This is a genomic window from Roseovarius aestuarii (genome assembly GCF_019966515.1).
Lineage (GTDB): Bacteria > Pseudomonadota > Alphaproteobacteria > Rhodobacterales > Rhodobacteraceae > Roseovarius > Roseovarius aestuarii.
This window is the reverse complement of sequence record NZ_JAIMIB010000003.1, coordinates 327,343-349,522: the sequence shown is the minus strand read 5'-3', so window position 1 is coordinate 349,522 and position 22,180 is coordinate 327,343. Positions and strand designations below refer to the sequence as shown.

26 protein-coding genes and 1 tRNA gene are annotated in these 22,180 nt (G+C 59.9%); 13 read left to right on the top strand and 14 right to left on the bottom strand.

Features of this window, described 5'->3' with window-relative positions:
- The first annotated feature begins 64 nt into the window (after positions 1 to 64).
- Positions 65 to 1,585 carry a trimethylamine methyltransferase family protein gene (locus tag LC334_RS06775; protein WP_085799478.1) on the top strand — a complete coding sequence of 507 codons (1,521 nt, stop codon included), beginning with the start codon at positions 65 to 67 and terminating at the stop codon, positions 1,583 to 1,585.
- Positions 1,582 to 2,901: an aspartate aminotransferase family protein gene (locus LC334_RS06770; RefSeq protein WP_085799477.1), complete on the top strand. Its 1,320-nt coding sequence runs from the start codon at positions 1,582 to 1,584 to the stop codon at positions 2,899 to 2,901. The genes LC334_RS06775 and LC334_RS06770 overlap by 4 nt, the downstream gene beginning before the upstream one ends.
- Here the strand turns inward: LC334_RS06770 and LC334_RS06765 are convergent.
- From LC334_RS06765 to LC334_RS06755, 3 genes are all read right to left on the bottom strand, one after another.
- Positions 2,882 to 3,532, bottom strand: coding sequence for a VPLPA-CTERM sorting domain-containing protein (locus tag LC334_RS06765; protein ID WP_139836323.1), 651 nt, complete (start codon positions 3,530 to 3,532; stop codon positions 2,882 to 2,884). The genes LC334_RS06770 and LC334_RS06765 overlap by 20 nt on opposite strands.
- Before the next feature lie 446 nt (positions 3,533 to 3,978).
- Positions 3,979 to 4,054 (bottom strand) — tRNA-Ala (locus LC334_RS06760).
- 85 nt (positions 4,055 to 4,139) lie between these two features.
- Positions 4,140 to 4,466 (bottom strand): TIGR02300 family protein, encoded by a 327-nt coding sequence (locus LC334_RS06755; RefSeq protein ID WP_085799475.1) that lies wholly within the window; start codon positions 4,464 to 4,466, stop codon positions 4,140 to 4,142.
- Positions 4,467 to 4,579: 113 nt separating this feature from the next.
- Here LC334_RS06755 and LC334_RS06750 point away from each other — a divergent pair, with 113 nt between their 5' ends.
- Together LC334_RS06750 and LC334_RS06745 are read left to right on the top strand one after the other, a co-directional pair.
- Positions 4,580 to 5,272, top strand: coding sequence for a M48 family metallopeptidase (locus tag LC334_RS06750; RefSeq protein ID WP_085799474.1), 693 nt, complete (start codon positions 4,580 to 4,582; stop codon positions 5,270 to 5,272).
- A gap of 31 nt (positions 5,273 to 5,303) precedes the next feature.
- On the top strand, positions 5,304 to 5,951 hold the full coding sequence (locus LC334_RS06745; RefSeq protein ID WP_085799473.1) for a GntR family transcriptional regulator: 648 nt from the start codon (positions 5,304 to 5,306) through the stop codon (positions 5,949 to 5,951).
- A gap of 4 nt (positions 5,952 to 5,955) precedes the next feature.
- On the opposite strand, the gene LC334_RS06740 is transcribed toward LC334_RS06745, so the two are convergent.
- From LC334_RS06740 to LC334_RS06730, 3 genes are read right to left on the bottom strand one after another with little or no spacing between them, the layout of a single operon-like run.
- The gene (locus LC334_RS06740) at positions 5,956 to 6,918 is read right to left on the bottom strand and encodes an acetyl-CoA carboxylase carboxyltransferase subunit alpha (protein WP_085799554.1); all 963 of its coding nucleotides are present in this window, start codon (positions 6,916 to 6,918) and stop codon (positions 5,956 to 5,958) included.
- Positions 6,919 to 6,973: 55 nt separating this feature from the next.
- Positions 6,974 to 7,591: a hypothetical protein gene (locus tag LC334_RS06735; protein ID WP_306372155.1), complete on the bottom strand. Its 618-nt coding sequence runs from the start codon at positions 7,589 to 7,591 to the stop codon at positions 6,974 to 6,976.
- Positions 7,592 to 7,606: 15 nt separating this feature from the next.
- Positions 7,607 to 8,209 (bottom strand): LysE family translocator, encoded by a 603-nt coding sequence (locus LC334_RS06730; protein ID WP_085799471.1) that lies wholly within the window; start codon positions 8,207 to 8,209, stop codon positions 7,607 to 7,609.
- Positions 8,210 to 8,291: 82 nt separating this feature from the next.
- On the opposite strand from LC334_RS06730, the gene LC334_RS06725 reads away from it, so the two are divergent.
- The 3 genes from LC334_RS06725 to LC334_RS06715 all read left to right on the top strand — a co-directional run bounded on the left by LC334_RS06725 (position 8,292) and on the right by LC334_RS06715 (position 9,597).
- Positions 8,292 to 8,735 carry an Lrp/AsnC family transcriptional regulator gene (locus tag LC334_RS06725; RefSeq protein ID WP_085799553.1) on the top strand — a complete coding sequence of 148 codons (444 nt, stop codon included), beginning with the start codon at positions 8,292 to 8,294 and terminating at the stop codon, positions 8,733 to 8,735.
- 85 nt (positions 8,736 to 8,820) lie between these two features.
- Entirely contained in the window at positions 8,821 to 9,297 is a 477-nt protein-coding gene (gene smpB, locus LC334_RS06720; protein ID WP_085799470.1) for an SsrA-binding protein SmpB, read from the top strand.
- A 27-nt stretch (positions 9,298 to 9,324) separates the two neighbouring features.
- A complete protein-coding gene (locus LC334_RS06715; protein WP_085799469.1) occupies positions 9,325 to 9,597 on the top strand; it encodes a hypothetical protein in 273 nt (90 codons plus the stop codon).
- Positions 9,598 to 9,614: 17 nt separating this feature from the next.
- Here the strand turns inward: LC334_RS06715 and LC334_RS06710 are convergent, their stop codons facing one another.
- From LC334_RS06710 to ilvD, 5 genes are all read right to left on the bottom strand, one after another.
- On the bottom strand, positions 9,615 to 10,181 hold the full coding sequence (locus tag LC334_RS06710; protein ID WP_085799468.1) for a DUF1643 domain-containing protein: 567 nt from the start codon (positions 10,179 to 10,181) through the stop codon (positions 9,615 to 9,617).
- Complete coding sequence (gene truB, locus LC334_RS06705; protein WP_085799467.1) at positions 10,178 to 11,083, bottom strand: tRNA pseudouridine(55) synthase TruB; 906 nt, start codon at positions 11,081 to 11,083, stop codon at positions 10,178 to 10,180. The genes LC334_RS06710 and truB overlap by 4 nt, the downstream gene beginning before the upstream one ends.
- An 87-nt stretch (positions 11,084 to 11,170) precedes the next feature.
- Positions 11,171 to 11,908 carry a phosphodiester glycosidase family protein gene (locus LC334_RS06700; protein ID WP_085799466.1) on the bottom strand — a complete coding sequence of 246 codons (738 nt, stop codon included), beginning with the start codon at positions 11,906 to 11,908 and terminating at the stop codon, positions 11,171 to 11,173.
- Complete coding sequence (gene rbfA, locus LC334_RS06695) at positions 11,908 to 12,303, bottom strand: 30S ribosome-binding factor RbfA (RefSeq protein WP_085799465.1); 396 nt, start codon at positions 12,301 to 12,303, stop codon at positions 11,908 to 11,910. The genes LC334_RS06700 and rbfA overlap by 1 nt, the downstream gene beginning before the upstream one ends.
- A 113-nt stretch (positions 12,304 to 12,416) precedes the next feature.
- Positions 12,417 to 14,144 (bottom strand): dihydroxy-acid dehydratase, encoded by a 1,728-nt coding sequence (ilvD, locus tag LC334_RS06690; protein WP_085799464.1) that lies wholly within the window; start codon positions 14,142 to 14,144, stop codon positions 12,417 to 12,419.
- Between the two features lie 127 nt (positions 14,145 to 14,271).
- Between ilvD and LC334_RS06685 the strand changes: the two genes are divergently transcribed.
- From LC334_RS06685 to LC334_RS06675, 3 genes are all read left to right on the top strand, one after another.
- A complete protein-coding gene (locus tag LC334_RS06685) occupies positions 14,272 to 15,159 on the top strand; it encodes a CPBP family intramembrane glutamic endopeptidase (protein WP_085799463.1) in 888 nt (295 codons plus the stop codon).
- A gap of 62 nt (positions 15,160 to 15,221) precedes the next feature.
- Positions 15,222 to 16,172, top strand: a complete 951-nt coding sequence (gene accD, locus LC334_RS06680; protein ID WP_085799462.1) for an acetyl-CoA carboxylase, carboxyltransferase subunit beta — start codon at positions 15,222 to 15,224, stop codon at positions 16,170 to 16,172.
- The gene (locus tag LC334_RS06675; protein ID WP_085799461.1) at positions 16,169 to 17,443 is read left to right on the top strand and encodes a bifunctional folylpolyglutamate synthase/dihydrofolate synthase; all 1,275 of its coding nucleotides are present in this window, start codon (positions 16,169 to 16,171) and stop codon (positions 17,441 to 17,443) included. The genes accD and LC334_RS06675 overlap by 4 nt, the downstream gene beginning before the upstream one ends.
- A 229-nt stretch (positions 17,444 to 17,672) precedes the next feature.
- Here LC334_RS06675 and LC334_RS06670 read toward each other — a convergent pair whose 3' ends face one another.
- Genes LC334_RS06670 through nth form a run of 3 tightly spaced genes read right to left on the bottom strand, consistent with a single transcriptional unit; the run spans position 17,673 to position 19,794 of the window.
- Positions 17,673 to 18,137, bottom strand: a complete 465-nt coding sequence (locus LC334_RS06670) for a GNAT family N-acetyltransferase (RefSeq protein ID WP_085799460.1) — start codon at positions 18,135 to 18,137, stop codon at positions 17,673 to 17,675.
- 29 nt (positions 18,138 to 18,166) lie between these two features.
- Positions 18,167 to 19,153 (bottom strand): adenosine kinase, encoded by a 987-nt coding sequence (locus tag LC334_RS06665; protein ID WP_085799459.1) that lies wholly within the window; start codon positions 19,151 to 19,153, stop codon positions 18,167 to 18,169.
- Positions 19,150 to 19,794: an endonuclease III gene (nth, locus tag LC334_RS06660; RefSeq protein ID WP_085799458.1), complete on the bottom strand. Its 645-nt coding sequence runs from the start codon at positions 19,792 to 19,794 to the stop codon at positions 19,150 to 19,152. The genes LC334_RS06665 and nth overlap by 4 nt, the downstream gene beginning before the upstream one ends.
- 99 nt (positions 19,795 to 19,893) lie before the next feature.
- Between nth and LC334_RS06655 the strand changes: the two genes are divergently transcribed.
- From LC334_RS06655 to LC334_RS06645, 3 genes are all read left to right on the top strand, one after another.
- The gene (locus tag LC334_RS06655) at positions 19,894 to 20,730 is read left to right on the top strand and encodes a methylated-DNA--[protein]-cysteine S-methyltransferase (RefSeq protein ID WP_085799552.1); all 837 of its coding nucleotides are present in this window, start codon (positions 19,894 to 19,896) and stop codon (positions 20,728 to 20,730) included.
- 281 nt (positions 20,731 to 21,011) lie between these two features.
- The gene (locus LC334_RS06650) at positions 21,012 to 21,299 is read left to right on the top strand and encodes a hypothetical protein (RefSeq protein ID WP_085799457.1); all 288 of its coding nucleotides are present in this window, start codon (positions 21,012 to 21,014) and stop codon (positions 21,297 to 21,299) included.
- A 114-nt stretch (positions 21,300 to 21,413) separates the two neighbouring features.
- Positions 21,414 to 22,088 carry an OmpA family protein gene (locus LC334_RS06645; protein WP_085799551.1) on the top strand — a complete coding sequence of 225 codons (675 nt, stop codon included), beginning with the start codon at positions 21,414 to 21,416 and terminating at the stop codon, positions 22,086 to 22,088.
- Positions 22,089 to 22,180: the final 92 nt, after the last annotated feature.

Genomic DNA, 22,180 nt, shown 5'->3' with positions numbered 1-22,180 from the left:
TCATTTATTGACTAAATTGAAGCTCTGGCGCGGTCTGAACGCCAGTTACCAGGGAATACAAAGGATGGGCCGACGCGCCGGACGCAAGGATCGCATGGCTGCCCGATCAGCCAGACAAAGCGTTTGCAGCCCCTACACGGCGCGGAAAATCGGCATGGTCAGCCTGATCGACGACGAGGCCATCGCCATCATTGAGCGCAACGCCGACCGGATACTGGATGAGATCGGGATGGAATTTCGGGGTGACCTGGAAACGCTGGACCTGTTCAAGATCCACGGCGCCCGCGTGGACGGTGAACGGGTGCGGTTTGATCCCGGCTGGTGCCGGGACAAGATCAAAACCGCGCCAAGCGTGTTTACCCAACACGCCCGCAATCCCGAACGCTCGATCCAGATCGGTGGCAATGCTCAGGTCTATGCCCCCAGTTTCGGCCCGCCATTCGTGCACGATATGGACGGCGGTCGCCGCTATGCGACGCTCGACGATTTCAGGAACATCACCAAGCTGCATCATCAACTGGGGCCGGTGAACCATTCTGGTGGCGTTGTGGTCGAGCCGGTCGATGTGCCGGTTCCCCTGCGCCACCTTCACATGGCGCACGCTCATCTGACGATGAATGACAAACCCTTCATGGGTGCGGTCACCGCCCCGGAGCGCGCCCGCGACACAATCGAAATGTGCCGACTCGTCATGGGCGCGGATTTCGTGGACCGGAATTGCGTGCTCTATTCCGTCGTCAACACCAACGCCCCGCTTGTTATGGATGAAACCATGCTGTGGGCGCTGAAGGAATACGCCAGGGCCGGGCAATGCACGGTTGTCTCACCTTTCGTGCTTGGCGGGGCGATGTCGCCGGTCTCGGTCGCGGCGACGCTGGCACAGGTGCTGGCCGAGGTCATGGCGAGCGTCGCGCTGATCCAGATAATCCGCCCAGGGGCACCGGCGGCTTTTGGCACGTTTTTCTCACCCATTTCACTCAAGACTGGTGCGCCGACATTTGGCACTCCGGAAGGCACACAGTTTCAGATGTGCGCCAAGACACTGGCCGACCGGCTGGGCCTGCCGTTCCATTCGGTGGGCGGGTTGACGGCATCCAAAGTGCCGGACGCTCAAGCTGGATACGAATCCCAGGCTCAATTGATGGGCGCGGCACTGGCGGGCGTAAATTTCATCATCCACGCCACCGGCTGCCTTGAGGGGCTTCTGACGACCGGCTACGAGAAGATCGTGATGGACGCTGATCGCTGTTCCGCCATGCAGCAGTTCGTCAAGGGCGTGGATTTTTCCGAGGCGGCACAGGCGATGGATGCGTTTTTCGAGGTGGAACCCGGCGGTCATTTCCTCGGCGCCACCCATACGCAAGAGAATTTCGAAAGCGCCTTCTGGATGGGCGAGATGTCTGACAATGGCACCTATGAACAATGGCACGCCGAAGGTGGTTTGTGGCAGCAGGAGCGTGCCTCGGCGCGGGTGAAGCAGTTGCTCGACGATTATCAACCGCCGGAAATAGATACCGGCATCCGCGAGGCGCTGGACGATTTCGTCGCCCGCCGCAGCCGGGAAATCGAGGGAGAAAACAGATGACATTACACACCGACTGGACGCTCAACGAAACCGCAGAGCGGCGTGACACCTACTATGCCGCGTCACAGCGCAAGTTTGTTCCGTTCAAAGACCCCATGGTCTTCAAAAAGGGTCAAATGCAGTATCTATGGGATGTCGAGGGGCGCAAATATACCGATCTTCTGGGGATGAATGTCTGTATTTCTGTCGGCCACAGCCACCCCAAAGTCGTCGCGGCCGCGATGGAGCAGGCCCAGGAACTGACCCATTGCACAACCATGTTCTATCATCCCGTTCCCGCCCATTTTGCGCAGGAGCTGGCCGCTACGATGCCCAATCCCGATGGTGACATCGAATGGGTGGTACATTTCACCAATTCGGGTGCCGAGGCAATCGATCTCGCCATGACCATGGCGCGCACCTATACCGGCAATCTGGATCTGTTGGCGTTGCGTACTGCCTACCACGGTCCCACGGCGGCAGCGCAATCGATCACCGGGATCAGCGGCTGGCGTCACCCTGGCATGCCCGGCAATGTCGCCTTTGTGGCAGAGCCCAATCAGTACCGGGGCATCTTTGGTGAACATGCCGGAGCTGCGCCTTATTTGGACGAGATCGAGCGTACCATTGATACTGCCACCTCAGGTAGGGTGGCCGGTATGTTTATCGAAAGCGTTCAGGGGTATGGCGGGATCGTGGAGATGCCCAAGGGCTACATGTCCGGCGCAGCCGAACGTGTGCGGGCCAAAGGTGGCCTCTTGATCGCCGATGAGGTGCAGGCCGGTTTTGGCCGGACCGGTGATCATATGTGGGGCTTTGAACGCGACGGCGTGATTCCCGACATCGTTGTTATGGCCAAGGGCATCGGTAACGGCTTCCCACTGGGCGCAGTGGTGACACGTAAACACATCGCCGCCCCCATGGCCGAAAAATTCATGTTCCACACTTACGGCGCCAACCCGACCTCTTGCGCGGCGGGGCGCGCAGTGCTGCAGGTGATCAAGGAAGATAATCTACAAGACAATGCCCGGCAGGTAGGCGCCGCCTTGCTCAAGCGCCTGCATGTGCTCAAAGAACGTCATGCTGCGATCGGTGACGTGCGCGGTCGCGGACTGATGCTGGCGATCGAAATGGTCAAGGACCGCAAGACCAAAGAACCCGATCCCGACACAACGGCAGCAGTATTCGAAGCCTGCCGCGAAAGCGGCCTGATCTTATCAAAGTCAGGCGCCTACCAGTCGTGTCTGCGCATGGTCCCGCCGATGTGTCTGTCACTTGACGACGTCGAACAGGTCTATGAGGGGCTTGATCAGGCCTTCAACAGCCTGTCGGCCTGAGGCGACGACGGACCGCTTTCAGCGACACCAGTAGCCCCAACCCTGCGAGCAAGGACCAGATAGCTGCGGGCAGAGGCACCGCCGCCACACTTGTAACGACGATATTATCAACATCTAAATGATAATCGATGAAGGGATCAAACGACGCTGGTATTGCCAACGTGTCGATAACCAGGCGATCAAGCGCGGCGAAGGCAGACCCGAACGTAAGCGTGCCCGGAAGCCCCGAGCCGCCCGACAACGCCGCCACGGCCACATTATTTCGGAAGCCCGTGAAAGACACGAAATGTACCCAAGACGGCAGAAGCGCCGTATCTTGATAAAGGGACAGGTCAAGCGAGTTCACAGAGAAAAGACCACCGCCAACCCGGCTCAACTGGACTCCCGAAGAAAATGGCCCGCAACAGATATCGAGGTGCAATCCGCCACTGCCGAAGCTACCGAAAGTGGCGAATGAACTGGTCGGAGTGATCTGATATCCGGATTCGATATGTATTTGCGGCGTTGGCGCAAATACCGAGTGCGGCATTGTGTCGAACGTAATGGTCGTGGCCGACGCACCTGTTGAGACTATCCCCGCCAAGAAAATGCCTGCGAGAGTTTTTTTCATATAATCTGCTAAACGTTTCATCAAAACCTCCGCAAAAATAAATTAACGGTTTGATACTATCGAAGCGGTAGTTTTCTTGTCCAGAACTCGGTCAAGCTTGAGCAATGTTGCGCTCAGCCGGGGCGTTTGGTATGCGGTGATCCGCTCGTAAGCCTCTGGTATTCAGCAAATTACGCGCCACAATACCTCAATTCGACGACCTGAAACGATCCCAATCGATAGCACGAGGGGCGTTGAATACCAGCACCCATGATAGCTGCCGTGCTACCGTCGGGACACGTGCGCCCAAGGACACCTTGACATCTGTAGCCTTAGAGGCGGGATGGAGTTGCTTTAGGATGGGCCAGCGGAAGTACCAAATGCCGTGTCTGGACAGGCTCAGATATGCAGGGTTTTGCAAGCAAAATGTCTCACTTGTTTGTCGCACTGGGCGCAAACAATCACTAAGGTATTGATTTCATGAGATTTGGTGGAGCCTAGGGGGATCGAACCCCTGACCTCTTGCATGCCATGCAAGCGCTCTCCCAGCTGAGCTAAGGCCCCGTACCATATGACCCATCGGGTCAGTTCGCCGCTAATTAGGCAAAGCGGCAGGCGGGATCAAGTGGAAAATCCCGCCCTACTCTTATCAACTGTCGTCGTCATCCGCGGCGACGTCGGCAATCTCGTCCAGCGAGACATCATCGTCGTCATCGTCTTCCAGCACGTCATCACCCAGATCGACATCGACATCGTCGTCATCGTCCAGCACGTCGTCGGTCGTATCAACGTCGGCTTCTTTCATCTTCTTGGTTTCGGCATCTTCGGCGTCAGCCGTGATCGAGCGGCTTTTGCCGGTCTCAAGCTCGAACACTTCGCCGGTATACGGGTTGATGATCGGATTCGCGTTCAGGTCGTAAAACCGCTTACCGGTTGTGGGGCACAGGCGCTTTACGCCCCATTCTTCTTTGGGCATGGGTAATCCCTTTCAAATCTCTGGTCTTGTCGACGGTCCGCGCCACCTGCCATAACGGCGGGCAGGTGTCAAAGGCTTTGAAGCCTTGCGCATTACGTAGTTCAGGAGCTTCTATGGGCCAACATCTTCTGCCCGGCAACCCCCCGGTCGAATTGACCCTGCGCCGGTCCCCTCGGGCGCGGCGGATTTCCCTGCGGGTTTCGGGGCTTGATGGGCAGGTAACGTTGACCTTGCCGCGCGGTGTGAGTGAAGGCGAAGCGTTGGATTTCGCCCATAGTAAGGGCGATTGGCTGCGGTCTCAGCTGCAGGATCGACCAGGCGCGGTAACGGTTTCCTGGGGGGCGGAGATACCGGTCGAGGGCCAGGTTTTGCGAATCGACATGGGCACAGGCCGACGCGTGCTGCCCGAGGGCGACGCTCTGCTGGTGCCGGGGCCCGAAGAAACCGTGGCACCCCGGTTACAGGCCTTTCTCAAGACCCTGGCACGCGATCGGCTGGCCGGAGCGTCGGATCGCTATGCCGCTGCGATCAGCAAAAGCTATAGCCGCATTACCCTGCGCGATACGCGCTCACGCTGGGGGTCATGCACCTCGGCGGGCGGGCTGATGTACTCCTGGCGTCTGATCATGGCACCGCCAGAGGTATTGGACTATGTCGCCGCCCATGAGGTCGCACATCTGCAGGAAATGAACCACTCGACCGCGTTCTGGACCCTGGTGGAACAGCTTTTACCCGACTACCGCGAGCCGCGTCTCTGGTTGCGACGCAACGGCGCCGATCTGCACCGCTATCGATTCGGCGATTGACCCTGCGTTCTTTTGTGATCACAAACAACACATGTTGCTTAACCCGCGCCCTGATCCCTCTCCGTCGGCCCATGACCGCGTGTACCGGGGCCTCAGGACACGGATCATGCATGGGGAGATTGCACCTGGCCAACCCCTGACCTTGCGCGGTGTCGGTGCGGAATTCGATGTCTCTATGACCCCTGCCCGCGAAGCGGTGCGGCGATTGACGGCTGAGGGCGCGCTAACGCTTTCAAGCTCGGGCCGTGTCTCAACCCCCGAGCTTAGCAACGACCGGATCGAGGAACTCGCTGCCCTGCGCGCCTTGATCGAGGTGGAACTGGCAAGCCGGGCCCTGCCACGGGCGCATATCGCCCTGATCGACCGGTTGCAGAGCATCAACGCGCATATTGCCGAGGATATCCAGCGCCATGATGCGGTTGGCTATATCCGCCGCAATCTCGAATTCCACCGCACGCTCTATCTGCGGGCGCAGGCGCCGGCGATGCTGGCCATGGCGGAAACCGTCTGGCTGCAACTGGGGCCGACCATGCGCGCGCTTTACGGCAAGCTGACGCAAAAGGATCCACCGCATTACCATCGCCTGATCATCAGCGCCCTAAAGGCCGGGGACGAGCCGGGGTTACGCCTGGCGGTCCGCTCTGACGTAACACAGGGTCTGAAAATGCTGGTGGGCTAGCGCCTCAGGCAGCGAGCCCCTTGTCGCCCATTGACAGGAATTTCCGCCGCCGGTCCTTGACCAACTCCTCCCGAGATTTCGCCTGAAGCTCGCTCAGCATGGCGCTAATCGCCTTTCCCACGGCCTGAATCGCCGCTTTCGGATCGCGATGTGCGCCGCCCGTCGGTTCGTTGATGATCCGATCAGCCACTCCCAGCTTGGTCAGGTCCTGAGCCGTCAGGCGCAGCGCTTCGGCGGCCTCTCGCATCTTTTCGGCGTCTTTCCACAGGATGCTTGCGCACCCCTCCGGCGAGATAACCGAATATATCGAATGTTCCAGCATCGCCACGCGGTTGGCACTGGCAAAGGCCACCGCCCCGCCCGACCCGCCTTCGCCGATCACGACCGACACAAGCGGCACACCGATCTGCAGGCATTTTTCGGTCGCGCGAGCAATCGCCTCGGACTGACCGCGCTCTTCGGCGCCCTTGCCGGGATAGGCGCCGGGTGTATCCACCAGCGTCACCACCGGCAGGTTGAACTTGTCCGCCAGCTCCATCAGGCGAATGGCCTTGCGGTATCCTTCTGGTCGGGCCATGCCAAAATTCCGCTCAATCCTGCTTTTGGTGTCGGCGCCCTTTTCATGGCCGATCACCACCACAGGCGTGTCATCCAGCCGCGCCAGGCCGCCCATGACGGCCAGATCATCGGCAAAGTTCCGGTCGCCCGAGAGGGGCGTGTATTCCTTGAACAATTGCTCGATATAGTCCCGGCAATGCGGTCGCTCGGGGTGGCGCGCAACCTGGCATTTCCGCCACGGCGTCAGATCCTTGTACAGATCGCGCAGGATGTCAGCAGCTTTTTTGTCAAGCGCCGACGCCTCGGATTCAACATCCATTTCCTCATTCGCACGCGCCAATGCACGCAGCTCTTCTGCCTTGCCTTCGATTTCGGCCAGCGGCTTTTCGAAGTCGAGGTAATTGGTCATCGCCGTCTCCACCTTGTCCGCAGCGATATATGGCCGCACAAGCCGGGATTTGCAATCATAACAGCGCCAACCCTGCGCGCAAAGCCAGCTCTGGTGAGGCAAGAACCGGACAAGGCTCGTCCGCCAACAACGGCGCCGCGCCCGCCATTGATGCCTGCGCCAGTACCGCACAACCCGGATCGGCAATGTCCCGCAACGCCTCTTGTACCGCTTTTGCGATCCCGGATGCGAATTGCCCGGTCTTAGCAGCCTCGAAAAGCGGCCAAAGCTCCGTCATGGGAAGCGGGTGCACCAATGAAGTATTGCCTGCGGCATCCAGCGCTGATTGCAGCAAGGTGAGGCTCGGACCCCGCGTGCTTTCAAGACAATAGGCCATCAGCACCGACCCTGTGGTTTGCGCGGCCACCTGCATCATCGGTTCGTCGATCCGGATTGCGCCGGCCGATTCGGCCACAGGGCCAATCGTCGTGCAGGTACAGATTGCCGGCTCGCCTGCTTCCGTTACGGCCTTCGAAATCTCGATCGCCAGATCAGGGCTGATTCCGTTCTGCGCGCTGGCCAGCCAGCCGGGCTGAACATGGTGGATCAGCCTGACATCTGGCGCAATCCGATCGCGCAGCGCATCAAACGTCGCACAATGGACCTGGGCCGTATGAAACAAGTTCAGATGCATCATCACGCTCCGGCGTCATCCTTGCGCTGGCCATAACACGGGGATCAGCGTGGCCACCAGCAATAGAGCCATCAACGCATTGAACACCCGCAACCGCGACGGATTTTTCAACAGGCGCCGCATCTGCTGACCCAGAACCGTCCAGCCCGTTGTGCTGAGGAACGAGACGCAAACATAGACCCCCGCGACCCACATGACAGCGGGCAGATCGCGGCTGCTGGCATAGAGCGTTATGGCCGAAAGTGCCATGCTCCAGGCCTTGGGGTTGACCCACTGGAACGCGGCGGATTGCAGGAATGTCAGAGGCTTACCAGTGACCTCGGCATTCGTAGGTGGGGCCGCATTGGCGATCTTCCACGCCAGATAGAGCAGGTATGCCACGCTGAAAATCTTGAGGAACGTATAGCTGAGCGGCCAGCGGTCGAACACCTGCATCACGCCGATCCCCACGAGGAAGATCATCGTCGGAAAGCCGATGCCGATGCCCAGCATATGCGGCAGGGTGCGGCGGAACCCAAAATTGGCGCCCGAGGCCATCAGCATCAGGTTGTTCGGGCCCGGCGTAATCACGGTCACGAGCGCAAAGGTGAAAAGGGCGGTGAGCAGTTCGTAAGTCATGCTGGCAACCTTATGCGGGCATAAGTGCATTTGAATTGCAAAATTTTGTGCTCAAGGGAAAAATATGCAACTAAATGCGATCATGGATCATATTGACGAAAATATATTGCGCGAACTGATACGCGACGGGCGGATCAGCAATCTTGATCTGGCGGAAAAGGTGGGACTGTCTGCTTCGGCCTGCCTGCGCCGGGTGGCGGCGCTGGAAAAGAAGGGGGTTATTCAAGGGTATCGCGCGGTGCTGAACCGTCCTGCCATGGGTGTGGGCTTCGTGGCGTTCGCCGCTGTTGGGCTCAATTCGCACACAAAGGCCAGCCAGGAAGCGTTCGAGCGGGCGATGGCTATCGCACCCGAGGTGGTGGAATGCCACAACATTACCGGCGCGGTCGAATATCTGCTGCGCATCGAGGTGGCCGACCTGCCCGCCTACAAATCCTTCCACACCGATGTGGTCGGCACGCTGCCGCAGGTCGCCTCGATCACCTCCTACGTGGTCATGGGCTCTCCGAAAGACTTGAGGGCCTGAAATGCCGGGCTTGGAACCAGCCCCATATCCGACTATGTAGGCGGGCCGCTGGACACGCATCCGGCAGCCCGATAGGACGACGATCATGGCCAAACCGAAGGACAACCCGAACTACAAGGTGATCGCCGAAAACCGGCGGGCGCGGTATGACTACGCGATCGAAGATGACATCGAATGCGGTATCATCCTTGAAGGATCCGAGGTGAAATCGCTGCGGTCGGGCGGCACCAACATCGCCGAAAGCTACGCCACGGTAGACGACGGTGAGCTGTGGCTGGTGAACAGCTACATCGCCCCCTACGATCAGGCCAAGACCTTCACCCATGAAGAAAAACGCCGCCGCAAATTGCTGGTATCGAAAAAGGAAATGTCGCGCCTGTGGAATGATACTCAGCGCAAGGGCATGACGCTGGTGCCATTGGTGCTCTATTTCAACCATCGCGGTCTGGCGAAGCTGAAGATCGGAATCGCCAAGGGCAAAAAGAACTACGACAAACGCGCGACGGATGCTAAGCGCGACTGGAGCCGCCAGAAGCAACGGCTGCTGCGCCACGGCGAATGATATGCGAGGGGAATTAAAGGGGCGTCAATGGAACTTCTGATCAGCCTGATCGCGGGTGCCGTGGGTGCGAATGTCGCCGCAAGCTTGCTGAAAAATACCAGCCTGGGCTTTATTCTGAATTCGATCACCGGAATTGTCGGCGGGGCGCTTGGCGGCAAATTGCTCGGCATGTTGGGGATGGCGGGGGCCAATGCAGCGACGGATTTCGCTGCCATCATCGGTCAGCTTGCCGCGGGCGGGATCGGCGGCGGGTTGCTGCTAACCGCCATAGGTTTGCTCAAACGCCTCATGATCAGGTAGATCCTCGGGTTGATCGGTCAGGCGATCGGCGGTATCGGAAAATCCCGAAGTTTCGTATCCTTGCGCAGATAAAGCGGGTGTTTGGCGGATCCATCCTGATTGACGCCCAGACAGGTCAGCGGCTTGTCCGATCCCTGCATCGCCGACAGTACATTTCTCACAACCGGATTGAACCGCTTGTGCAGCTTGCCATAGGCCATGACCAGCGTTTCGGCCTCTTCCGCCATTGCCAGCAATGCCACAAGGTTATCCGCGCTGCAGGCCATTTTGGGATCCGTCGGAATATCCTTGGGCGATGTCGCCCGCCAATCCAGCATGTTACCCTTGAGATATCGCGTATAGCCCCAGTCACGGGCAAACATCAGTTCGCGATGGCAGGTCGGGTCGGAAATGTCCGCCGCCGCAACCGACGGGTTCATGCCAATAAAGAGAATAGCGCGCGGCATGGCACCCTCGGGTGTCCAGTCACGGGTCAGGGCCTGCCGATAGCGGCCACATGGCGAAAATATAGCCCCACCAATCACTCCGTCGGGCAGCTTGAGCTTCACCTTCCCACCGGGATCATGCTCCCCTGCGCCGCTCATATGTTGAACACCCGGCTGGGGTGCAATTCCCCGGCCTTGTAACGGCCCACGGCCACAGCGCGACCTTCGATCGCGGCCCAGCATTCATCACCGTATTCCACATCGCTGGCGATCACCATGCCGGGGTTGCCGTTGCGCAACCTTGCCGCCACCTCGGGCGTGCAGGGCAGCATCTGCAAATCGGCCAGACCTTCCTCCAGCGGTCTCAGATACGCGTCCAACTCGGGGGTCTGTGCCAGCCGGTCAATCTCGTCGATGCTGATCCCGTCCTCGGCTTCGAAAGGCCCCGACCAAAGTCGCCGGAGCCAAGCCACATGGCCATAGCACCCTAACACCTCGCCCAGATCACGGGCGATGGCGCGCACATAGCCGCCCTTACCGCAGGTCATCTCAAGCGTCACGTGATCGGCATCCACACGGTCGGTCAGCAGAAGCTCCTCAACCCAGAGGGGTCGCGCAGCAATCTCGACCTCCTCGCCGTCACGCGCCAGTTTATAGGCGCGCTGCCCGTCGATCTTGACGGCAGAGAATTTCGGCGGAACCTGCATGATCTCACCGACAAACGCCCCCAACGCCGCCTTGATTGCCTCATCAGTCGGCCGCACATCGCTGGTTGCAATCACCTCACCTTCGGCATCGTCGGTATTGGTGGCCTGCCCCAACCGCACACAGAAGGAATAAGCCTTCAACGCATCGGTGATATAGGGCACGGTCTTGGTCGCCTCACCCAGCGCCACCGCCAAAACTCCAGTTGCTTCCGGGTCCAATGTACCTGCATGTCCGGCCTTTTTGGCCTGCAACGCCCAACGCACCTTGTTCACCACCGCGGTCGAGGTCATGCCCGCGGGCTTGTCGACCACCAGCCAGCCCGAAATGTCCCGGCCTTTGCGTTTGCGTGCCATGCGCCACCCTTTTCCCAGATAGAGCGGGGGCGGTACCCCATGCGGTTCAGCCTGTCAATTCAGGCATTGGTTTCCCGCGCCGTCCGATCAGTCGGCGGGGGCGACCACACCGACCATCGGCCCCATCGGAAGACCGGCATCGAACCGGTCGATACCCGGCGCATAAAGGCGCGAGATATTGCCGTCGAAGTAAAGCGCCTGCGGAAGTTCCAATGCATCGCGAAAGAGACTTCCGAACTGATGGAACGTCACCGGCGCGTCAGAGATAACGAAGACCGCCGTATCGCCATCGGCGCTCGTGCCGACACCGTTGCGGATGTAGCGGCTATCGCTATCCGGCAGGAAACGGGGATGCAACTCGCCGCCGATCACCAGCATCGGGCCGGACTGGCTGGCATAGGCGCAGTCGGGGCTTTCGCTGACAAAGCGGTTGGTTTCGAACACATCGGCGCGCGCCTCGCGAATGCAGAACACGCCGTTAGGCAACAGGCCGAAATTCCCCGGCCCGGCGCTTGTAATCACCGGGGCAAGCGCCTTACCGCCTTCGGCATAGTGCCCCACGGGACGGCGATCAGTATGATACATGCCCGCGTTCATCGAAAAGACCAGCTTGCGCCCATCGCCGCTGATCAACTTCTCGACACTGGTAAAGTTGCCAAGCGGCTTGCCTGTATCGGGATCGTTCAGAAAAAGCCGGAGGTCTTCTGCCGCCGCATCGACCTCGCAGACGGTATAGGCTTCGCCCTCATAGCTCAGGCTGCGGCATTCTACTGCCCAACCGGGCACGGCCCAGCTCAGCAGAAGAAGCAACCCGAGCCGGTGCATCACTCCTCCAGATCCCGGCGCACCTCTTCCTGTGAAAAGAGCCGCCGGGTTTCATCCATCTGGTCGAAGGTGTGATCCAGCCGGAACCGAAGATCGGGGGCGAACTTCAGCTCCAGCTTCTTGCCGATGATACGCCGTAGCTCGTGTTTATTGCGTGCGAGAAGGCCGACCACCTCGTCCTTCCCCTTACCGCCCAGCGGCAACACATAGGCCGTCGCAACCTTGAGGTCGGGCGATGTGCGCACCTCGCCCACGGTCACCGACAACCGGTTCAGATCAGGGTCGTGGATATCGCCACGCATCAACACCTCGGACAGTGTCCGGCGGATCAACTCACCCACCCGCAACTGCCGCTGCGACGGACCTGGGCCATCATGGAACTTGTTTTTTGCCATGGTGCTGCATCTAGGCCTTTGTGGCGGCTTTGCCAAGCGACGATCGGTCGAATGCCGCTGATTCAACGGTTTTGCCGCGCAATGCCTCAGGCATCACGCGGGCCGATGGTACTTCATAGGTCGGCGTAGACGTGACGCTCTTCCCCGCCCCCCGGATGGGTCACAGCGCCTTTATAGGTCTCGCCGACAAGCTGGGCATATTTCCACAGCGCGCCCGAAGCATAAATGGTCTGGCGCGGCCCCGCCCATGCGTCTTTGCGTTGGGCCAGTTCATCATCGCTCAGATCGACGCTGATGTCGCCGGTAAGGGCGTTGATGGTGATCATGTCGCCGTTTTGCAAAAGCGCGATCGGGCCGCCATGTGCGGATTCGGGGCCGACATGGCCGACACAGAAACCGCGCGTCGCCCCCGAGAAGCGGCCATCGGTGATCAGCGCCACCTTCTTGCCCATGCCCTGGCCGCTCAGCGCCGCCGTGGTCGCCAGCATCTCGCGCATGCCCGGACCACCGGCAGGTCCTTCGTTGCGGATGACGATCACTTCGCCCTCTTTGTAAGAGCGTTGCTGCACCGCCTCAAAGGCGTCTTCCTCGCATTCGAACACCCGCGCGGGGCCGGTGAAGACCTGCTGTTCCTCGCTCATACCCGCGACCTTCACGATTGCGCCAGCCGGGGCCAGATTACCCTTGAGGCCCACAACACCACCGGTTTTCGACAGTGGCTTGTCTACCGGGTAGATCACCCGGCCATCGGCCTCGCGCGTGATCTTGTCCAGTGCTTCGCCCATGGTGATGCCGTCAGCGGTCACGCAATCCTCGTGGATCAGGCCCGCCTTGCGCAACTCCTTCATCACCACCGGTACGCCGCCCACCTCGTAAAGATCCTTGGCCACGAACTGCCCACCGGGTTTGAGGTCGACGAAATAGGGCGTGTCCTTGAAAATCTCGCATACATCATCGAGGTAGAACTCGATCCCCGCCTCATGGGCAATCGCGGGCAGGTGCAGCCCGGCATTGGTCGACCCGCCGGTGCAGGCCACCACGCGGGCGGCGTTTTCGAGGCTCTTCCGCGTCACCACGTCCCGCGCGCGGATGCCTTTCTCAAGCAGGTTCATCACCGCCGAACCCGAGGCTTCGGCATATTGGTCGCGGCTTTCATAGGGCGCGGGGGCGCCCGAGGAATTCATCAGCGCAAGGCCGATCGCCTCGGACACACAAGCCATGGTGTTAGCGGTGAACTGGCCACCACAGGCCCCGGCGGAGGGGCAGGCGACTTTTTCGAGCTTCTCCAGCTCGCATTCGCTGAGGTTCCCGGCCTGGTTCTGGCCCACGGCTTCGAACACGTCCTGAACGGTTACATCGCGGCCATCCAGACGGCCCGGCAGGATCGACCCGCCATAGAGGAACACGGAGGGCACGTTGAGGCGCACCATCGCCATCATCATCCCCGGCAATGACTTGTCGCATCCCGCCAGACCGACCAGCGCGTCATAGCAATGGCCTCGCATCGTAAGCTCCACCGTATCGGCAATCGCCTCACGGCTTGCGAGCGAACTGCGCATCCCCTCATGCCCCATCGCGATTCCGTCGGTCACGGTGATGGTCGTGAACTCGCGCGGCGTGCCGCTTGCATGTTTCACGCCCATCTTGACCGATTGTGCCTGGCGATTGAGGGCGATGTTGCACGGCGCTGCCTCGTTCCAGCAGGTGGCGACGCCGACCAGAGGCTGGTGGATTTCTTCCTCGCTCATGCCCATGGCGTAGTAGTAGGAGCGGTGCGGCGCGCGCGCAGGTCCTTCGGTTACATGGCGGCTGGGCAGCTTGGCTTTGTCGAACTTGGTCATGGCGGGCCTCGTGAAAAATGATCAGCAACGGTCTAGGACAAGGGGAACCATTGGGCAAGCTGGTTCCGCTGAGCCGTGTGGGCTTAGCTGATTGCCGAGCCTCCCATGTGCACCTAGGGTGCCGCCCATGCGTTATGACCCGTATCAGCCTCTGATCGCCGCCGCCCGACCAACGGCCAGTCTCCGCATGCTTATCGCTGGCGTGATCCTGACAGTACTGATCAGCTGGGCGCTCAATTACCTGTTGTGGAGCATTGCTTTCGCTCTGTTACCAGCCAATCTGGGCAATGCCCTGGCAGCGGCGGTAGACGCGACGCAAACGCCGGGTGGCGTCATCCTCAACCTGTTCTTTTTTGCCCTACTAAGCGCGGCGCTGGCGATCACCCTGCGCATCCTGCATCAGCGCAATCTGATGTCACTCATGGGCTCGTTTGAGCAGACCGTGCATCAGTTTCGGCGCACCGGCCTGGCACTGATCGTGCTTTTCATCGCACTTACATTTATGCCCATGCCCACCGACACAACACCCGCTCCCCACCTTCCCTTGGGGATCTGGCTGGGCTTTCTGCCGCTCACCCTGCTGGGGCTCCTGATCCAGACGTCAGCCGAAGAGCTTGTATTTCGCGGGTATATTCAAAGCCTGCTGGCGGCACGCTTCCCACATCCGCTGATTTGGATCGGTGTGCCGTCGCTCCTCTTTGGCCTCTTGCACCATGATCCGGACCTGCCTGCACTGAATGCTGCCGTGGTGGTCCTATGGGCCACATTGTTCGGCATCGCAGCAGCCGACCTTACGGCACGTTCGGGCACGCTGGGACCGGCCATCGCGCTGCACATGGTCAACAATTTCAGCGCCATCGCCGTTGCAGCGCCCGAAGGTGCTTTTGATGGTCTCGCGCTTTATACATTCCCTTTTTCGTTAAGCTCGACTGACGCGCTGATTGTTTGGGCGCCCGTCGATCTGATGGTGCTTTTTTGCAGTTGGCTTGCCGTCCGTCTGGCCCTTCGTCGCTGATTGCAATTCCCCTCGTAGCCCCTTATTTCTGATCTGCAACGTAACAACCGGACCATCGCCTTATGAACTGGATCACCAACTACGTGCGCCCGCGGATCAATTCGATCTTTTCGCGCCGCGAGATGCCCGAAAACCTCTGGTCCAAATGCGACGAGTGCGGCACGATGCTGTTTCATCGCGAACTCAGCGAAAACCTGTTTGTCTGTTCGGGATGCGGCCACCACATGGCAATCAGTCCGCGCGACCGGTTCAAGGCGCTGTTCGACGGCGGCATCTTCACTGAGGTCAAGGTAAAGGCGCCCAAACCCGATCCGCTGCATTTCCGCGATCAGAAGAAATATCCCGACCGGATGAAAGCAGCGCAAAAATCCTCGGGCGAGGCCGAAGCGATGCTGGTCGCCACTGGTGAAATGGGCCGCACGCCCATCGTCGCAGCGGCGCAGGATTTCAGCTTCATGGCCGGATCCATGGGCATGTATGTGGGCAACGCGATCATCGCCGCCGCAGAAGAGGCCGTGCGCCTGAAACGCCCGCTGATCCTGTTTTCTGCGGCGGGCGGCGCGCGCATGCAGGAAGGCATCCTGAGCCTGATGCAGATGCCGCGCACCACCGTGGCCGTGCAGATGCTGAAAGAGGCCGGGCTGCCCTATATCGTCGTGCTGACCCATCCGACCACCGGTGGGGTCACGGCCAGCTATGCGATGCTGGGGGATGTTCATATTGCAGAACCGAACGCCCTGATTTGCTTTGCCGGGCCACGTGTCATCGAACAGACCATCCGCGAGAAACTGCCCGATGGCTTCCAGCGCGCCGAATATCTGCTGGATCACGGTATGCTGGACAGGGTCACGCCGCGCCCTCAGATGCGTGACGAGTTGATCACCATCACCCGGATGTTGCTTGGCCTGCCCCCGGCGGTCAAAGCTGACCTGCCCGCACCCGAGACCCCAGACGCCGTGAAAAACGCGGAAACGCCCGAGGCCAAAGCGGCCGAAAAGCCCAAGAAAAAATGATCGCGCCCACATCTGACATCATCCTTGACCGGATGATGGCGCTGCACCCCAAGATCATCGACCTGACGCTGGATCGGGTTTGGCGGCTGCTGGCGGCGCTGGACAACCCGCAGGACAGGCTGCCGCCGGTCATCCATCTGGCGGGCACAAACGGCAAGGGCTCGACCCAGGCGATGATCCGCGCCGGGCTGGAGGCGGCTGGCAAATGCGTGCACGCCTATACCTCGCCGCATCTGGCGCGCTTTCACGAACGCATCCGGCTGGCCGGGACGCTGATTTCCGAGCCTGACCTGACCGCGGTGCTGGATGAATGCTACGCCGCCAATGGCGACGCGGTGATCACCTATTTCGAGATCACCACCTGCGCCGCGATCCTCGCCATGAGCCGCATCCCGGCGGATTATACACTGCTTGAGGTCGGGCTGGGTGGCAGGCTGGACGCGACAAACGTGGTCAAGAACCCCGAATTGACCGTGATCACGCCCGTTTCCATCGACCACGAGCAGTATCTAGGCAACACGCTGGCAAAGATCGCCGGCGAAAAGGCCGGTATCCTGAAACGCCGTGTCCCCTGTGTCGTCGGCCCGCAACCCGAAGAGGCGATGGAGGTCATCGAGGCGACAGCGGATCGGCTTGGCGCGCCCTTGATCGCGCAAGGCCAGCATTGGCATGTTTTTCCCGAACGCGGACGGATGGTATTTCAGGACGAAACTGGATTGCTTGACCTGCCATTGCCCAATCTGCCCGGCGCGCATCAGCTCGACAATGCCGGAGCAGCACTTGCGGTCTTGCGCCATCTGAACATGGGCGAACGCGCCTGCGAAGCCGCCGTGACCAGCGCGCGTTGGCCTGCACGGATGCAGCGGCTGGAAACCGGCCCTCTAGTCGAGGCCGCACCACAGGCCGAACTTTGGCTCGATGGCGGTCACAACGCCGCTGCCGGTCAGGCGCTTGGGCTGCACCTGTCCACGCTGTCCGCACGTCCTACCCATCTGGTCTGCGGAATGCTCAACACCAAGGATATCTCCGGATATCTGACACCACTGGCGCGCCGCGCCGACAGTCTCACCGCAATCTCTATCCCGGGTGAGGCAAATACCCTTCCAGCCGAGGAGACCTCCAAGGCCGCGCAGGCAGTCGGAATGCGGGCCGGCACCGCTGATTCGGCGCTGGAAGCGGTTCAAGGGATCATTGCGCAGGTACCCCATGCCCGCATCCTGATCTGCGGCTCGCTATATCTGGCTGGTCATATTCTGCGCGAGCACGGCTGAACGCCAGATTCGGTTCCGAAATCCCAATAAAATCACGTTTCGAATCACTTTAGGTTGACCGCTGTGATTCGCGTCGCCTATACCTGTTGCAATCAGATAAAACGCACTGGCATTTCAGAACCAAGACGACTCACTGAAGACACCAGGCAGGACGGATTGAGGGGCCGGATCAACGGCCCCCTTTCTATTCTAATACCCGACTAATCCCCGCGGCGTTCCCAATCATGCGTTATTCGGTTTCCAGACGATACTTGAGAAACCCGGCACCTTCGTACTCCGAAACTCCGACAAATTCTGCGCCGAGCCTTTCCAACGCACCGAGTTTTCGGCGCGACGGCGGCAGCAGGAAAGTCACAAAGGGAATGCGTTTGTCGGCGATAGCGAAGTCAAGTGCCTTCCTCAAGATGCGCGGCCCAAGCCCGAATGAGCCAGGCTTCAGAACCAAGCCATAGTCCCACTCACCACCCTCTTTCTGGAAACCGTCCCAGCCGACATATCTGCCGTCGCTTAAGATTGCCCAATGACCCAACCCATCGACGCGCCAGCGTTCTTCCTTACCGGCCACGAACTGGGCGACAGCAGCCCTGTCCCATTCGAAGGTCAAAAGCGGCATATGCTTGGCAACGCGGGGGTTGGACATATGCGCGATGATCTCGTCCGGTGCAATTTCGGGCAGCCGGGTAAAACTGATCATGGGTTCCGAACGGGTACCCTGCGGGGGGATCAAAGCAGTCCTTCGGCGCGGAACATCTCTTTTACATCGCGTTCGGGGCGGGCGCCATAATGGCTGATCACCTCCGCCGCCGCAATACAGCCCATCCGGCCCGAGACATTGAGCGTCTGACCTGTAGCAAAGCCATAAAGGAACCCGGCGGCGAACTGATCGCCTGCGCCGGTTGCGTCGACCGGCACAATCTCTTGCACGGGAACCGACACGCTTTCACTACCCTGAACCGCCACCACGTCATGGCCAGACCGGGTACAGACGATCAATCCGCTTTCCGCCGCGGCCTGTTCCAAAGCGGCACCCAGATCCTCGGTCTGATAGAGCGATTTCCATTCGTGCTCATTGCCCAGCACATAGTCCAGCTCGCGCACCAGTTGCCGGAAACCGTCACGATGCCGGTCGACACAGAACGGGTCGCTGAGCGAGATGCCCGCCTTGCCACCCGCTGCCCGGCAAGCCCGCGCGGCCTCGGTGAAGGCAGCTTTGCCCTTGGGCTTGTCGTAAAGATAGCCTTCGAGGAACAAGAGCGCAGCCCCTCCGGCGACCTCGTCATCGACGTCGCTGGCGTCCAGTTCGGTCGAAATGCCCAGATAAGTGTTCATCGACCGCTCGCCATCTGGCGAGACAAAGATCATCGAGCGTGACGTGGGCAATTCGCCCCCTGGCACCGGTGCGTTGACGAAGTCCGTGCCCGCATCAGCCATGCCCTTGGCGTAGTAACGGCCCAGCTCGTCATCGCAGACCCGGCCGATAAAGGCGGTGCTCAGGCCCATCGCCCCCAGACCCGCAATGGTGTTTGCCACCGATCCGCCTGGCATCTGGGCTCGGTTTTCCATCGCGTCATAAAGATGCTCGGCGCGGTCCCCCTCGATCAGCTGCATGATGCCCTTTTCGATGCCATAGGTCGACAGGAAGCCATCATCGCTCTGGCTGATCACATCCACGACAGCATTACCGATACCTACGGCCTGGTACTTTTTCATAAGTTCTTATCCTCGAATTCACAAAGGTCACGGATGATACAGGTCCCGCACATGGGTTTGCGCGCCTTGCAATGATAGCGGCCGTGCAGGATCAGCCAGTGATGGGCATGGTGCTGGAAATCGGCGGGAATCTGGTCTTCGATGGCGCGTTCTACCGCAACCACATCCTTGCCTGGGCAGATGCCGGTACGGTTGCCGACACGGAAGATATGCGTATCGACCGCCTGAGTGGGCATGCCCCACCACATGTTCAGCACTACATTGGCAGTCTTGCGTCCGACACCGGGCAGCGACTGCAGCGCCGCGCGGGAATTGGGCACCTCGCCGCCATAATCATCGACCAGAATACGACTGAGCTTGATGACGTTCTTGGCTTTTTGACGAAACAAACCGATGGTCTTGATGTGCTCGGTCAAGCCCTCTTCGCCCAGTTCCAGCATCTTTTGCGGGGTATCAGCGATCTTGAACAGCGCGCGGGTGGCCTTGTTGACGCCCGCATCGGTGGCCTGCGCACTCAGCGCCACGGCCACGACAAGCGTGTAAACATTCACATGCTCCAACTCGCCCTTGGGTTCGGGGTCGGCGTCATGAAAGCGTGTAAAGATCTCGCGGATGGTATGATAGTCTAACTGCTTTGCCATCCGCTCCCTATGCCGACAAATCGGTCAATGCGCAATATTCGGGTCGCAGAGCGCGCGGGGTTGGCTTATTTTAGGATCAAGCAAGATGGACAAGAGAAAATGAATATTCAAGCCAGCGAACCCTATCACTACCATGTCATGCGCCGCGCGATCGAGCTGATCGATGCGGGCGGCACAGACCTGACGCTTGAACAGCTGGCGACCCGGATGGATATGAGCCCGGCGCATTTCCAGCGGCTCTTTTCCGCCTGGGTGGGCGTGTCGCCAAAACGCTATCAGCAATATCTGACGCTGGGCCATGCCAAGGCGCTGCTGGCCGATCAGTTCACCACTCTGGCGGCGGCGGACGAGGCCGGGCTATCGGGCACCGGGCGGCTGCATGATCTGTTTTTGCGGTGGGAAGCGATGAGCCCCGGCGAGTTCGCCCGGCGCGGCGCAGGTCTGAAGATCAGCTATGGCTGGTTTGACAGCCCCTTTGGCGACGTGTTGGCAATGGGCACCACCAAGGGCCTCTGCGGGCTGGGATTCACCGGCGAATGCGGACGTGATGCCGCGATGGAGGATCTGCGTTCGCGCTGGCCCGAGGCAAAATATGTCGAAAACCCCGAGGCAATCCGATCCTGGGTCGAGGCGAGCTTTTCCGGTGCCGGAGAGACCGCGCTGCACATGATCGGCGCGCCCTTTCAGATCAAGGTGTGGGAGGCGTTGCTGAACGTACCATCAGGCCATGTCACTACCTATTCCGAGATCGCACAGGCTATTGGCCACCCCCGCGCCGTACGCGCCGTGGGAACCGCCGTAGGACGTAACCCGGTTAGCTTCCTGATCCCCTGTCACCGCGCCCTGCGCAAATCCGGCGGATTGGGCGGCTATCACTGGGGCCTCCCGGTCAAACGCGCCATCCTGGCCTGGGAAAGTGCCCGCGCCGAAGCCTAGGATAGCCTCGTTCCAGACGAAAGCATCCCCGATACCTTTGGCATGATCGGTCGTTCACGCCAAAAAACCTAAGCCACGCATCGCAGGCTCCTACAGGTGGGGCCATTCACTGGGTTCGGAACAATGGCGCCCTGTGGGCTCGACTCCACGTTTGGTTCCTTTCCAGAACAACTGACCAAGGCCAGATCGTGAATATCCAAATCCAAGCTGCCCCAAACGCGCATTCCCGTTATTGGCGCAGGCCATGAACCGTGGTATTTTTCGGACAACCGGGGAAGGCCATGTCACAACATCGCAGCAACTGGATCAGGGCTCAGGATATGGTGCGCTTACGCGCCTGGCGCTATGGCTATGAGGCCTTCCGACTGGGCCTGCCGCTAGAGTATTCCGGTCGTCGCAGCAAAGCACTGGCGTATGAGTATGGACGCCTTACAGCGGCATTTCTCAAAAGCCAGGGGCGACCGCTTCTCCGAATCTCAACCACACGTCCGATCAGCGAGGTTTATGTCAAAGACCTGGCCAAGGCGTTGACCCAATGCGTGCGTGCACAGCGCAGCGTTCCGGAGTAAAAAATGCGAGATAAGCCATAATATTCCCCGTCGAATTCGCTTGGGCGGGCGATTGTTATTGCATAACATCACCACAGACCCGACCTAACGGGCATGAATAACGAGGCGAGAACCATGAAATACACAAAAAAACCACTCATGCTGTTAGCCGGCGCGTCCCTGTTGACGGCCACGGCCTGTACCGATCCCGGCTATGTCGGCAATGGTGGCAGCACACAGAACCCGAATAGAAACACGCAACAAGGCGCGCTGATCGGCGGCCTACTGGGTGCGGGCGTGGGCGCAATCGCCAGTGACAAAAAGGGCAAGGGTGCGATTATCGGTGGCCTCGCCGGTGCGGGCGTGGGCGCCGCGATTGGCTATTCTCTGGACAAGCAAGAGGCTGAATTGCGCCAGCAGCTGGAAAACGAGGATATCCGTATCACCAATACCGGCGACCGTCTGATCGTAACCATGCCGCAGGACCTCTTGTTTGACACAGACAGTGCGAGGCTCAATCGCGGCCTGCGCAGCGACCTGCGAAAAGTGGCCAGCAGCCTGCAGCAATATCCGCAATCAACAGTTCAGGTAATCGGTCATACCGACAATACCGGGACGGCGGCCTACAATCAGGATCTGTCAGTGCGCCGCGCCAATGCCGTGGCCGATGTGCTGACGAATAACGGCGTGCCCTTCAACCGCATCAACGCCTTTGGCCGGGGTGAAGATCAGCCCATCGCGTCGAACCTGACCGAGGAGGGCAAGGCGCAGAACCGCAGGGTTGAGATCGTGATATTGCCGACCGCCTGATCCTGGTCAGAACTTTTCGAAAACCCCGATCAGGCACAGAGCCCGGTCGGGGTTTTCGATTCCAGACAGACATCAGATTGCACGCATGTGAC

Bases quoted from the DNA above. Each gene is read 5' to 3' on its own strand.
- LC334_RS06775 (WP_085799478.1), top strand. From the start codon at position 65: ATGGGCCGACGCGCCGGACGCAAGGATCGCATGGCTGCCCGATCAGCC.
- LC334_RS06770 (WP_085799477.1), top strand. From the start codon at position 1,582: ATGACATTACACACCGACTGGACGCTCAACGAAACCGCAGAGCGGCGT.
- LC334_RS06765 (WP_139836323.1), bottom strand. From the start codon at position 3,532: ATGAAACGTTTAGCAGATTATATGAAAAAAACTCTCGCAGGCATTTTC.
- LC334_RS06755 (WP_085799475.1), bottom strand. From the start codon at position 4,466: ATGCCCAAAGAAGAATGGGGCGTAAAGCGCCTGTGCCCCACAACCGGT.
- LC334_RS06750 (WP_085799474.1), top strand. From the start codon at position 4,580: ATGGGCCAACATCTTCTGCCCGGCAACCCCCCGGTCGAATTGACCCTG.
- LC334_RS06745 (WP_085799473.1), top strand. From the start codon at position 5,304: ATGTTGCTTAACCCGCGCCCTGATCCCTCTCCGTCGGCCCATGACCGC.
- LC334_RS06740 (WP_085799554.1), bottom strand. From the start codon at position 6,918: ATGACCAATTACCTCGACTTCGAAAAGCCGCTGGCCGAAATCGAAGGC.
- LC334_RS06735 (WP_306372155.1), bottom strand. From the start codon at position 7,591: ATGCATCTGAACTTGTTTCATACGGCCCAGGTCCATTGTGCGACGTTT.
- LC334_RS06730 (WP_085799471.1), bottom strand. From the start codon at position 8,209: ATGACTTACGAACTGCTCACCGCCCTTTTCACCTTTGCGCTCGTGACC.
- LC334_RS06725 (WP_085799553.1), top strand. From the start codon at position 8,292: ATGGATCATATTGACGAAAATATATTGCGCGAACTGATACGCGACGGG.
- smpB (WP_085799470.1), top strand. From the start codon at position 8,821: ATGGCCAAACCGAAGGACAACCCGAACTACAAGGTGATCGCCGAAAAC.
- LC334_RS06715 (WP_085799469.1), top strand. From the start codon at position 9,325: ATGGAACTTCTGATCAGCCTGATCGCGGGTGCCGTGGGTGCGAATGTC.
- LC334_RS06710 (WP_085799468.1), bottom strand. From the start codon at position 10,181: ATGAGCGGCGCAGGGGAGCATGATCCCGGTGGGAAGGTGAAGCTCAAG.
- truB (WP_085799467.1), bottom strand. From the start codon at position 11,083: ATGGCACGCAAACGCAAAGGCCGGGACATTTCGGGCTGGCTGGTGGTC.
- LC334_RS06700 (WP_085799466.1), bottom strand. From the start codon at position 11,908: ATGCACCGGCTCGGGTTGCTTCTTCTGCTGAGCTGGGCCGTGCCCGGT.
- rbfA (WP_085799465.1), bottom strand. From the start codon at position 12,303: ATGGCAAAAAACAAGTTCCATGATGGCCCAGGTCCGTCGCAGCGGCAG.
- ilvD (WP_085799464.1), bottom strand. From the start codon at position 14,144: ATGACCAAGTTCGACAAAGCCAAGCTGCCCAGCCGCCATGTAACCGAA.
- LC334_RS06685 (WP_085799463.1), top strand. From the start codon at position 14,272: ATGCGTTATGACCCGTATCAGCCTCTGATCGCCGCCGCCCGACCAACG.
- accD (WP_085799462.1), top strand. From the start codon at position 15,222: ATGAACTGGATCACCAACTACGTGCGCCCGCGGATCAATTCGATCTTT.
- LC334_RS06675 (WP_085799461.1), top strand. From the start codon at position 16,169: ATGATCGCGCCCACATCTGACATCATCCTTGACCGGATGATGGCGCTG.
- LC334_RS06670 (WP_085799460.1), bottom strand. From the start codon at position 18,137: ATGATCAGTTTTACCCGGCTGCCCGAAATTGCACCGGACGAGATCATC.
- LC334_RS06665 (WP_085799459.1), bottom strand. From the start codon at position 19,153: ATGAAAAAGTACCAGGCCGTAGGTATCGGTAATGCTGTCGTGGATGTG.
- nth (WP_085799458.1), bottom strand. From the start codon at position 19,794: ATGGCAAAGCAGTTAGACTATCATACCATCCGCGAGATCTTTACACGC.
- LC334_RS06655 (WP_085799552.1), top strand. From the start codon at position 19,894: ATGAATATTCAAGCCAGCGAACCCTATCACTACCATGTCATGCGCCGC.
- LC334_RS06650 (WP_085799457.1), top strand. From the start codon at position 21,012: ATGTCACAACATCGCAGCAACTGGATCAGGGCTCAGGATATGGTGCGC.
- LC334_RS06645 (WP_085799551.1), top strand. From the start codon at position 21,414: ATGAAATACACAAAAAAACCACTCATGCTGTTAGCCGGCGCGTCCCTG.